Here is a 12416-nt window from a genome sequence, read left to right as displayed (position 1 = left end):
TAAATTCCTAAAATATAAATTTAGTTCACCAACTATTAGACAGCATGAGATCTTTATGCAATGTCTAAACAAAATCTAAATTTAAATCTAGACTCAAATCTAAATTCAAACCTAAAGCTTCGATAAGAGATTTCTGTAAAGTTGTAAGAGGGTGCAGAATTTTTTCATTGTGCGTTACAAAGTATTTGATATCGTCTAATTCTGCAATGATTTCTTCGATTGCTACTTTAATCTTACTGCCACTTTGAGCAATTTTATTTTGCAACATGCTAAGTAGAATTAAAGAGATAAAGAAAACGAACATTCTACCGTTTGCAGTGTCTATATCCTCGGGTTTAATTCTTCTTTGCAGTATATGACTTACATCTTTAAAAGATTTATCAACCATCTCTTTACTGTGATAAAGATTAAGAACTTCTAATGAAGTTAAATCTAGTTCGTTAGTAACTAAACAGAAATATCCTAATTTTGCATATTCTTTTTTGATTGCTTCTAGGTTTCTTTCATACGTATATTGCTGCTTATCACCTGATAAACAATGCACGGTGAAGTATTTGTTTGATTTTACTTGCTGTTTTGCTGTAATGCGACTCTTTATCTCTGCTTCATAAAATTTAATCTCTGAGTCAAAACTAAGCAAAGCTTCTACTCTTTGCATCTCATCAAAATAGGTATGTACTTTACATTTAACCCCATTGATTACTGCTTCTTTAACCATAGCTTTTACTTCAGGAATTCCAGGTAAACAGTGCTCATAACCTAATTTAATTTCAATAGCTTGATCAATAGATGATTTGCCTAAAGAAGTTGCACTTGGAATGAAGCTTATAAAACTATGGTTATGATCGTCGAAAGTTTTAAGATTACCTTCAGAGTAGTTATCTTGATTAATAACAAATTTAGTTCTTCTCTCATTAAAAGCTGAAGTTAACTTTAACATGAAAAAAGAGTCTGTCTCATAATCAACTATTTCTTAATTCCATGAGTAGTGCAAAGTTAATTTTGAGTTGTAGCCATAAACAACTCCGACATTTATTTGTTTCGTAAAGTCGTTCTCCTCGTTATAGCTACGCTCAGTTCCTATCATCTGACTAAGGGTTAATCTTGAGGTTGCATTGTATGCTACAAATTCCTCATCATGCGTACTTTTTTGCCATAGCTCTAGAAACTCATGGATTTTCTCTTCCTTAATATCCCAAACAAAGAAATCTAAAATTCTTCTCTTATCAATAATTAACTCTGGAGCAAGGTAGTGCTTTTGCGCCCACTTTTCATAACCAGATATTGCATTACCTTTGCTTAGGATATAAGTCGCTAATGAGAAAATAAGTGGCGCTGAGTTGTTAAATACTTTACGTAAAATCTTATAAAGATTTGCAGTCATTGCTAGATGTTCTACAGCAAGATGTAATCCTACCGGCTGAGTATATTCAATGCTTTTAATCGGCTGGTTTCGTAGATCATATTCCTTTTCTATATCTGCTTTAGGTTCATTAAATGCAGGCTTGGCATTAACAAACTCAACCTTATCGCCATAGACTTTTACATAGTTCTCATTAGGATGAAAATATTCATCTTTAGGATTCGCAATTTTGCCTATAGTTAATTTCTTAGATTGAGGAATGCCTTTACTATTTCGTTTATAGTCATAGTTATAAATTACATAGTAATACTTATCTTTGTATTTCAGATAGGTAATATTACATGATGGTAACTTAGCTAAGCGATCAAGGTATGCCATAGATTTTCTTATTGTAAACTCGATTTTATTTTAGGAATTTAGGTAGCACTCGGTCTAGATTTTAGTAATTGTTATATTGGGATTTAATAGACATCTTTACATACTCCCACAGAGCTTTTAACTTAAGATCTTAAATCTGAGGTTTTTAAGTATTGTGGGTAAAGATAAACCAATTTTCAGGTTTAGCCTCATCGTGGCTAAATTGCTGCGCCGCTCGTGCAGGATCACCTAAATCGCTATAATCTAAAATATCAACTTGTAAGATCTTGCTTAGATATGCATAGATCGGAGCATATATACGTTGATAAATTAGTTGTGCAGCATTTTCGTTGAAAATAGGTTGCGACAGTATAGCTTCAGGCTCGGCAAGAGCATGGTATAGGGCTTTAAGATGTTGCTGACGTTCTACCGTACTAAATTCAATTAAAGCCTTACGGTTAATAAACTCTTGATCTAAACCTAGATCTCCCCAATAAAGTGGGATACAACCAGCTTCCCAAGCAATAGCTAGGTCTTGTCCAACAATGCTATGGATGTTAAGGCGTTCAGGGCATAAGCAGAAAGTAAAGTTTTCTAAATATGCTACTTGATCACCTGCATATTGTTGCGTTAGGCGTAGATCATTATGATTAAAACGTCCAGCAAAACATACCGGCAAATGTTTAAAAACACCATCTGCCATTAACGAAATGTTTATTAAGTTTAAAACACCTTTAGCAAAGTAAGCTCGATTACTATTTTGTACGCATCCCATAAACTCATTACGTAAAAACGGATTAGCTTGACGTTTAGCTTCAAGCTGATTAATTTTTTCTTGAATTTGTGCAATAGTTGGACAAAAACCAAATAGTCTTACGCACCAACTAGGTAAGCGGAAATAATTTTCTCGTGGAACACGTTCAACATTCTCTGCACCAATCGCTATATCCATGTGGTAACTGCAGTATTCTGCAGCTTCAGAACTAATGGGGCTGCTTACGACACTTACAGGAGAATAACAAATACGTAAAGTATCTCGTTTACTTAAAGGCTCTCTATATTCAGGAATGTCTTGGATATAAAAATCTTTAAACGCTTTAAGGTTCGTAAAACCAAGACTGGCAAATCCTTTACTATACGGAAAATAAATTTCTAGTTTTTTCGGAAAATGCGGAAAAATTTGTTGCACCGTCTGCTGTGCTAGGTCTTTATAAGCAGGCGGTAAATTAAAAAATTTAACTTCTGTCATGGGGCATATAAAAATAAAAGCAACCGATATGGTTGCTTTTATTATATCTAATTTAAGGTTTAAGGCACAATTAACCGAAACTTTAATCTAAGAACTTACATTCGTGCATAGTTAAGCAATTTAAATCAGTTAGATCTTAAGAATCTAAATGATCTAAGTTTGAGCTGTACCCCAAAAATGATACAAACTAATAACATTGGCTAGCAAACTATGCAAACTTGTTCTTGCGTTATTGTTGATTATTTTGTGCTAAACGTAAAAGCATATGACGTACATCATCAGTAATTTCTTGTTGCGAGTATTTAAACCAGTCAACCGTCCACAGACGTTCTACGTTCCAGCCTAAACGTTTTAATACTAAAGTACGTAAGCGATCACGATCACGTGCCGATTTAGCAGCCGCGTAAGTTACACCATCGGTTTCTAGACCTAAGAGGTAACGTTCCCCTTGAGGTAAACGGAAAGCTAAGTCTAGATGATAGTTTGCAACTCCAACATTAGACTCCACTTGATAAGTGTCGCTTAATGCATAACCTAACGAGCGAGTAATGTAATTTGGAGTGCTATCAACTTTATGCGCTGCTGTAGCTTGTGGATTATCAAGAATGCCAGTTTGCGCATATTTTAAGAAAATACGTAAATCATTTACTCCTGAATCCACAGTATCGCTTTTATCTTTTACGTCCTCATAACCAAACGAGCTGTAAATCTCCATCCGTTTTTTACTACGCGTAAATAGAACGTTTAGACGTTTACTACCGCCTGCCATATTTATCGGACCAAATCTTTGTGGCAATAGATTATCACCTAAGTATGCTAAACCTTGGGCATGGTTTTCAAGCATTTTATTCGTAGCCTTAGTTGGACCATATGTACAACTAATGATAATAACATCACGCTCGTCACCTTGTACGTTTTCAAGGTTTTTCACAAATACCGGCTCAACTGTTGTTTCCCATTTTTCATACACCGCTTGGGCTTGAGGATTGGTTGCCAAGAGTTTATTGAACTCACGTTCGATTAAACTTGCTTGACGTTGGTTCATCCCTACAGCCCCTAAGCTTTCGCTTTCATGGGTGATTAAGTGATTAATCATCGCTTGTGCTACGGCTTTAGCCTCGGTTAGGTTACCTGACTTACTGGTAAAGTTACCAGCTACTGGAGTAAATTTAACTCCATAATCAGGATGATGAGCATATGGAGATGGGAAGGCAACTAGCTTACTGCCATAGAATTGTTGGTTCGAGAAAGCAATTAACGACTCATGTTTTGAACGATAGTGCCAACGTAGGACACGGGTCGGGAACATAGTCGTAGCTACATCGAGAATCGATTTAGCACTTTCAGTTACTAACATCTCTTCTGGATTAGCACTTGCTTCTTCGTTGCTGCGTTGGAAGAAGTTGGTTGGTGGTAACTGTTTCGGGTCACCTACAATTACAACTTGTTTGGTACGCGCAATAGCACCTAAAGCATATTCTGGAGTTACTTGCGACGCTTCGTCCATAATCATGACGTCAAAGGCTATTGAACCTGGAGTTAAGAATTGCGCTACCGAAGCCGGCGACATCATAAAACAAGGTTTTAAAGCTTGTAACGAATTACCCGCTCTAAAGATAATGTCACGAATCGAAGCGCGCGAATTTGGATGTTTGGCAATGTAATTAAGCAATGCCATTTCCGTTAATTCGGCCGGACGTTTCGCTTCATTACCAGGCAATGGACGCGTATTCATGTCAATAGCATGAGCTGTACTTTGACGCTGCGCATACATTAATTCTACGTCCGCGCGAATGAATTTTTCAATAATTGCATTGTGGTTAATTGATGAAAAATCACGTAAAATTGGCGAAGTTTCAATCACTTTCCACGCTAAGAAATTAAAGAAAATTTGCGAGAACATATCCGCAAGTTGATGATCTCCTAAGTTAGGCACTTGCTCGGCATAATGAGCAATTTTTCTAATACCTAGACGATCAAGATCTTGGGTTGCATTTAAGTAGTCTAACCATTCAACTAAACCATCAGCACAGTCTAAAGCTAACTGGTTGCGTACAATTAAGTCGATTAAACTATTAGTACTTTGACCAATCCATAACTTTTCTTGTAAATCGGTTAGTTGCACAAACGCCGCAAATGCTTGACGTGCATTCTTAATGCTATTGCTAAGGCTTGCCATCTTATCTTGCGCTTTCACAAACTCGGCAATACCATTAAAGGCAATAAACATATTGAGAATACCGCGCGAAGTAATATTTAACTCAATCGGCGCTAAGATTGCTTGTTTTTGTTGACTACGCGCAGTACGTAATACTTCCTTGAGGCTTAAACCTACTTGTAATTGCGTTTCTAAATCGTCCATTTGTTGACGATTACCAGCAATCGCTTGCATATTCGAAGCTTTTAAGTCTCCTAGTAAGCGAGATAAGCCTAAAAGCTGTTGCGCAATATACCACGTATTTGCAGCCACAAAACCAAGTGGACGCTCTTGGGTTAGACGTTGTTTAACTTCACTTTGTGCCTCTTGATCTACAGCAATTCCATGTAAATCACCTAGACTTAAGTCATAAGAAGCTAATTGTTCAATTACACTTTCAGGTAAATATGGTGACTGATAAGTGTAAGCACTGCTTGAGGCATATTGTGGTTCATGGAATAAAGCTAAGCCATCTTGGAACAGCGTAATTAAATCCGTCGGATTAAAATCAATATTAACTAGTTTAAGAATGGTTTGACAAGCTGGATGTAATTGCTGCGCAATTACGGCTAATTGATTGTAATCAAGAATTGACGAACTTAAGTACGAGTTTACTTCTTGGGCAGCTTGATGCAGACGATTAAAGTCATCGGCAATAATTTGCCCAGTTTCAACTACGCCAAAGAACTCTTCTTCGCTTAGTAAATAAGCAATTACTGGACTTAGTTGTGAGTTATTAAGCTCATTACGACAAAAATCTACAACTTTATTTGTCCATTGACGCAGAATGTCAATGTGTTCAAGTTTAGTCTCTGAACCGTTATATAGTGATCCAAAGAACTCTTTAAACGTACTTGCATGTTGCAGTTGACGTAATTTAGCATAATAAGAATCAATACGCGCCAGAATACGCTCAGTTGTAATATCGTCGTAGCTAATGCCGCGAGTTACTAAACTCAAGCGACGTTTAGCATTCTTATACTCACTACTAAACATGCGCATAATGAAATTAGGCTTATTAATTAAACTTTGACGCATTGCCACAAATTCTTCATATGAAGATAAGTGGGCTAGGTCATAATCCATTTGTAGAGCCGCAATTTCATAGTTTAACTGATTAAGTGATTCTTTAAGCTCCGAGAAATTAGTCTCCATTAACGGACTTAAATAGTTAATGTGACGATATTTCACTAAATTTGGAGGTAATTCACTTAATAGTTGCGCTAGTTTTACTAATTGTGAGTAATTAAGCTCTAACGTCCCAGCTAGTCTTGCGGTTAAACGCGACATAAAGTCATTAGCCGTACGTTGGTTTTCCACATCACGTTTTAAGTAAACTTCGAGTGCGTTGTTTACTTTTTGTAATTGGCTAATTTGTCCTAGATTAGCAATATACTGACTACAAAGCTTAACCTGTTTAGCTAAATAGGCAAACAGTTTACCAATGTGCGGATTGCTTAGAATTTGTTGACGATCACGCAGCGAATAGTGTTTAGTACGTAATTCTGGAATCGAAGTTACTTTACTATAATCTAACTCTTGTTCTTGCTGTGAAGCTGCCATTACTACACATTCTAAGTAGGCATAGTTAAATAAGCCTTGCGATTGCGCCGCATTAAAACTTAAATAGCGCTCTAAGTGCTCTAGATCTGTTTGCAGTTGCGCAAAGGCTGAATCACTTGCTAAAGGATTAGTTAGTAACTCTTGCAGCAACGTAAAATCTAAATACTCACTAATGGCTGCTAGTGGTAATTGTGCAAATTTTTGCGCAAATACATCTAGAGCTAATAAGTCTAAATGCGCTAACTCAAGGTCAGCCGAGCTACTACCACGCGCTAATAAATCACCATTAGGACCAACGACATCATCTTGTGGCACTTGGTGCGTACGTAATAAAGTTTGTAGGAAGTTTTTAATTTCTACTAAACTTTTTTGCCATACAAATAGCGCTTGAGTAATGTCACTACTATTTAAGCTATTTAGTTCTTTAGAACTAATTCCGTACCATAGATGATCACGAATGCGTAAGTTCTCAAGCTCTTGCGCACTTAGTGACATTTGCGTGCTCGAAGCCTTACCACCTAATTTAAAGCTTTGATTTTGCCCTAAATTAATTGCACTTGCAGAGTCATATTGGCTCGTTTGATCAGCACGTTCAAGCAGAGCCATTACTGGGTCCGTATGCTGTTGGGTATTAGCTAAGTAACGTGATTGACGTACTAAAGACTCTTTTAAGCCGGCTATAATGTTGGTGAAACTATCTAACTCGGTAATAATGTTTTGATAGTTAGTTTTAGTGAAAAAGGCAGTAGTTGCTTGTTCGTCTTTAGTAACTTGTTCATCAAATAAACCTAAACCACCATTAGCAAAACTAAACTGTTTATAGTAACCGGCAGCCGCAAGAATCTCTTGTTGCGTAAATCCAGTTTGATTAAACGGTTTATTTATTTCTTGCGCATAGCTATTTAGAGTATTTTTATGTAACTCATATTGCGCAATGGCATTAGGTAAATTTTCAGGATAATTAAACTTATTTAAGGTTTCAATACGTTGAGCAATCGAAGTGAAAACATCTTTTTTACTCGAATGCGTATCATGTAAATCAAGACAGAAGTCACCTAGACCTAAATCTTGTAAACGACGTAATACACCTTCTTGCGCAGCCATTTTCTCGGCAATGAATAAGACTTTTTTGCCTTGCTTCATTAAGGCTGCAATCATGTTCGTAATCGTCTGCGATTTACCAGTACCAGGCGGACCTTCGATTACTAAGTTTTTACCTTGCACTACGTCAATTAATGCCGAGTGCTGTGATGAATCGGCTTCAGCTAGAATTGGATATAAATCATGAATATGCTCGATTTCATCGATGTTATATTCTTGATCGATTTCTCCAACCGCGTATTCTTTATCACCGGTTTTCTCATTGAACAGTTCATTGATTAACGGGTGCTGATCAAGACTGGCATGAACCGGCCATTCTTCAGGATCAAGATCTAAGTACATGCGTTGCTTAGCAAACTGATAGGTTGCTAAGTAAGCTTGTTCATGCAGCGCAAATTCATAATTTTGTTCTGCAAGACTTTGCTGTACACGTTGTACATACTCTAAAAAACTATAACTTGCATCATTTTCCAAACTCGCAAGTTCTTCAGCAATGCTTTGTTCGGTGTACGAAGTAGGCACTTGCAGTTTAAGTTTTTTCTTTTCGAGTAACAGATCTTCTTTACGATTAATTTTAGGGAGGTAAACTTTAAAATCTGTACGTAATTTTTCGGCTAGAGATACGTTTTCGATAATCTCTTCGCCTGTATACACCATACTGTATACAGCATTACCTTTAGTCGCATTACGTTCTTTTAAAGTTACAGGAATTAAGTATAAAGGTGCAAAGCAAGAAGTATTATCTATATCAATATACTCCAGCATGCCTACACTTAAAAAGACAATCCCAGCCCCGATTTCTTTAATCGATTTTTGGTTATTACGACAAAAGTTGTAAACTTGTTTACCTGCTTTTTGTTCCCAGCCTAATACTTGTACGCGTGAATCGTATTTAGCTAAGTTTACATTTGGATTAGCACTTTGCTCTAAACCTAAAGTAACACTATCTAACTGTAAGGCATATTGAGCATAGCTAGCTAAATTAATGCTTTTTTCTAAAGTTTCAGAAATTAAAGCTTTATCATCTTTGCTCGCAAAATAAGCCGCACGAGCTTGCGGATTAGTTAAGAAAAGGGGAATTAGTTGTTCAGGCTTAAGTTCATTCGCAGCAAACTGTTTTTGTAATTGTGCTTGCTCTTGTAGGGCATGAGAAACTTGCTCTTCATCTTCGAGTTCGATTGAATCCCAAGGCATAAAGTCTTCTAGATCATCATCGACTTCACTTAGAGCATAGTTATTATGAGTAACAAGAGAATCACTTTGTTCTTGTTGTGCGAGAACTTGCGCTACTACTTGGTGGGTCTTTTCTTTCTGGTCACGTTTATCAGCAACTTGAGCTTTGAGACTAGCAATTAATGATTCATTAAAAGCCGTTGTTTTTTGTTCATTATCAGCTGAAGCTTGAGCTAATACCAGTTTGCCATTTTGTACTTGTACTTGATAACAAGCCACACGTTGGTTATCTGCAAGTAACCAATCTAAATAAGCTTGAAATTGCGCATAAGTTAAACGGGGAAAAAACTGTACTGTGTATTCTTTGGCACCACTAAAACGTTGTACCATTTGATTTAAGCTTTTATCAGCTAAAAGAACAGCGCGACTAGAATGAAAATTTATAAGACGGTTGTTACGCGTAAGGTTTATTAAACGATTACGCACAGTTTCTAAAGAACTAAACTCAAAACGTCCAAAAGAACGTTCGTTAGTTGGTTCTGAAACCTCTACATTTGAATTGGAAAAATTATCCACATTAGTCATAAAGTGCGACACGCAAATAAGTTCAAAAAAGTAATTGTAATTTAAAGCCGCTAAGCTATTTATCTTAATCTTAATATGTATCGGCTTTACTGTCAGAAAGCAAAAAAGTAAAAAGTAATTAAAATGCACTTAAATTTAGTAAAACTTACCTAGAAGTCATAAAAGCTTGGATTTACACACCTAAAACCTACCAACAACCTTCACAAGATTAAGGTTTAGATATTTTATCTTTTATCTATAAGCGTATTTGACAAGTTTATCTGATAAGCATATTTTTCAAGAATATTTGATAAGTTAGCTTATCTCTATGTACGATAACTGCTTAACAAGCTTAAAGCTCTAAAGTAGAGTAAAATAACACGCAAAAGAACTAAATTTAAGGGTTATGGTGACTTATAATTTATCGCTAATCTTACAAGTTTTAAATTTCTGACAAAGCAAAAAAGTACTACTATTTTACCACGCCTAGCAAGAAAAACCGCACAAACTATAAGTTTTAGAATAAAATTCTTAACCTTAAAAACATTTAGTTACTTACTTTTTATTAAGAACTAATTCACCTTAGATCAATTCGAGATTAATCTTGAATCAAACTAAAGCTAACTACTAACAAGTTGAGAAAGTGATAGCTGTACCACAGAGCTCAATCAATGAGTAACTGGTTTAAGGTTCGTAATTAGTTAGACTTGAACTTTTTCCTAAGAGATTTTGTAAAATAGCAACTATTAATCTCTTAGCAAAGAGTATTCATACTCCCTATATTTGTAATATTGAAAGTGCTTTAATACTAATTACAATATTCTCAATACAGAGTCGACTATTTGCTATAAGAGAATCTGAAATACTTTTACCACTTATAACTATAGATTTATTAACAAAAGTTAATGAGCCATAGTTTATTTACCTCTATTTATATGCAACAGGCAACTAATAATCAGCCTAATCAAAGCTCGCAACAGGATCAAGAGTCAATACAATCGGAACAACAAAAAGTACAATCCGCACAAGAAGCAACACTGCCTGAACAAGAAGCAAGACAATCCGAGCAAGTGACAAAAAAGCCAGAGCAAGAAACAAGACAACCTGAACAAGAAATCCCTCAAGCTCGTGGTTTCAATGATCAGCAACAAGAGCAACCTGATTACGATGCGCTAACGCCGCATCAACAAAACTTACAGCAACACTTACCAGCTAAATGGTTACTTATTAGTTTGATGGTAGCTTTTTCTGTAATTCCAGGTCTTGAAAATACTTCCTTTTCTCCGTCAATCGGACAACTGAGTAATGAACTACAAATAAATATTGTTGCCTTGCAAGCTTTTTTCATCTTTGCTATGGGGATCGGACAACTTGTCTGGGGTCCTTTACTCGATAACTGGGGACGCAAACCTGTAACCTTAGTTTGTGCTAGCTTAGGTATTATTGCTAATATCTTTTTTGTCCATGTGCAACCAGGTTGGCAAGTATATTGTTTTAGAATGTGGCAAGGTTTTACCTTTGCAGGATTAGGACTGGTCGCAAGCGTAATTCTTAAAGATATTTATCCTCCTCGTAAATTTATAATTTACAACTCTTGGATAACTTTGTTTTATATGTTTGCTCCAGGTCTTGGTCCATTTTGGGGTGGGATTATTACTTCGTTTTTTGGTTGGAGAGCAATATTTTACAGTTTAACTATAGGTTTAATTGCTGCTTTAAGCATCTATTTACTGAAAGTTCCTGAAACTCTTGCTCAAAAACACAAACTTAACTATAACTTAAGCAATACTTGGCATAACTATTTTACAATTCTAAAGAATCCTCGTGCTATTAGCTTAATTGCTTTTACTGCAGGCTATTCGGTATGTATTTTCTCTTTTCCGGTTATAGTTCCTAGTATCTTAATTAAACAGTACCAAATCTCTCCCTTAGTTGTAGGTACATGCTTTTTAATTCCTATGCTTACAACTATTTTAGGCAATAGGCTAAACGTATACCTAATGCGTCGTCAATGGCAACCTAGACAAGTTTGGCTACATGCTAGTCTTTGCCAAAGTGGCTGTATTATATTCAACATTGTAATTACTTATTTCTTTTTAAGTCCTTACACCATTATTATGTGTTTTGCTATTAGTTACTTCTTTACAGGTATGCTCTTAGCAAATATTACATCGCTATACTTAATGATCTTTCCACAAATGTTAGCAACAGCTAACTCATTATTAACTTTTGCGCGTTTAGTAATACCTGGCTGTTGTGTCTTTAGTACAGCACTATTACCTAACCACAAAGGAGCAAGTGTTATTTATATCGATAGTTTAATTGCTACCATTTGTACTGTAGGAACTTTGATTTATATTTATATTACTCGTCCGTATGTAGCTAAAAGAGCGCAGACTATTACTAGTAAATAAATTAAACTTTAGCACATACAAGTTCCGTTTTAGCTCATACAAGTTACAAAATACACCAAAAATTACACAATTTAAGGCTTAAGAGTAAACCTCTTAAGCCTTTTACAATTTCTTTATAATTTCATCATACTAATATCTAACCTACACTTCAGATTAGCAAATTCCAGATATTAAAAAAGAGCTACCTAAGTAGCTCTGAATACAATCAACAATATCAACTTTAAGGAGTTATTACCATGAAATCAAAACTAAACACTAACACATTTAGTTTCAAAAAAAAATAAGCTATAAGTGAATCACCTATAGCTGAAAACTTGTTTATAGTGGCAGGGGAGGTGAGGGTCGAACTCACAACTTTCGGTTTTGGAGACCGATGCTCTGCCAATTGAACTACTCCCCTAGCAATTCAATGTATTGTAAAAATGGTGGGCGGTA

General features: G+C 35.8%; 5 protein-coding genes and 1 tRNA gene. 1 reads left to right on the top strand and 5 read right to left on the bottom strand.

The features are described from left to right. Window positions 1–64: 64 nt before the first annotated feature. The 4 genes from CKF58_RS00205 to CKF58_RS00190 all read right to left on the bottom strand — a co-directional run bounded on the left by CKF58_RS00205 (window position 65) and on the right by CKF58_RS00190 (window position 9588). The gene (locus CKF58_RS00205) at window positions 65–940 is read right to left on the bottom strand and encodes an IS1634 family transposase (RefSeq protein ID WP_119529980.1); all 876 of its coding nucleotides are present in this window, start codon (window positions 938–940) and stop codon (window positions 65–67) included. Between the two features lie 33 nt (window positions 941–973). Next, complete coding sequence (locus tag CKF58_RS00200) at window positions 974–1741, bottom strand: hypothetical protein (protein WP_119529979.1); 768 nt, start codon at window positions 1739–1741, stop codon at window positions 974–976. Window positions 1742–1886: 145 nt separating this feature from the next. Then, a complete protein-coding gene (locus tag CKF58_RS00195) occupies window positions 1887–2969 on the bottom strand; it encodes a hypothetical protein (protein ID WP_119529978.1) in 1083 nt (360 codons plus the stop codon). 229 nt (window positions 2970–3198) lie between these two features. Continuing rightward, complete coding sequence (locus CKF58_RS00190; protein ID WP_119529977.1) at window positions 3199–9588, bottom strand: AAA domain-containing protein; 6390 nt, start codon at window positions 9586–9588, stop codon at window positions 3199–3201. Window positions 9589–10502: 914 nt separating this feature from the next. On the opposite strand from CKF58_RS00190, the gene CKF58_RS00185 reads away from it, so the two are divergent. Then, window positions 10503–11981 (top strand): MFS transporter, encoded by a 1479-nt coding sequence (locus CKF58_RS00185; protein ID WP_147397175.1) that lies wholly within the window; start codon window positions 10503–10505, stop codon window positions 11979–11981. Between the two features lie 324 nt (window positions 11982–12305). Here CKF58_RS00185 and CKF58_RS00180 read toward each other — a convergent pair. Continuing rightward, window positions 12306–12381 (bottom strand) — tRNA-Trp (locus CKF58_RS00180). Window positions 12382–12416 lie beyond the last annotated feature (35 nt).

Origin of the sequence: Psittacicella hinzii, from assembly GCF_003585935.1 — a bacterium.
Classification (GTDB): Bacteria; Pseudomonadota; Gammaproteobacteria; order Enterobacterales; family Psittacicellaceae; genus Psittacicella; species Psittacicella hinzii.
Note: the sequence above shows the minus strand (reverse complement) of the source record. Positions and strands in the feature narration are given on the sequence as shown.

Excerpts from the sequence above, each read along its gene's own strand:
- CKF58_RS00195 (WP_119529978.1), bottom strand. The coding sequence starts at position 2,969 with ATGACAGAAGTTAAATTTTTTAATTTACCGCCTGCTTATAAAGACCTA.
- CKF58_RS00185 (WP_147397175.1), top strand. The coding sequence starts at position 10,503 with ATGCAACAGGCAACTAATAATCAGCCTAATCAAAGCTCGCAACAGGAT.
- CKF58_RS00200 (WP_119529979.1), bottom strand. The coding sequence starts at position 1,741 with ATGGCATACCTTGATCGCTTAGCTAAGTTACCATCATGTAATATTACC.
- CKF58_RS00205 (WP_119529980.1), bottom strand. The coding sequence starts at position 940 with ATGTTAAAGTTAACTTCAGCTTTTAATGAGAGAAGAACTAAATTTGTT.
- CKF58_RS00190 (WP_119529977.1), bottom strand. The coding sequence starts at position 9,588 with ATGACTAATGTGGATAATTTTTCCAATTCAAATGTAGAGGTTTCAGAA.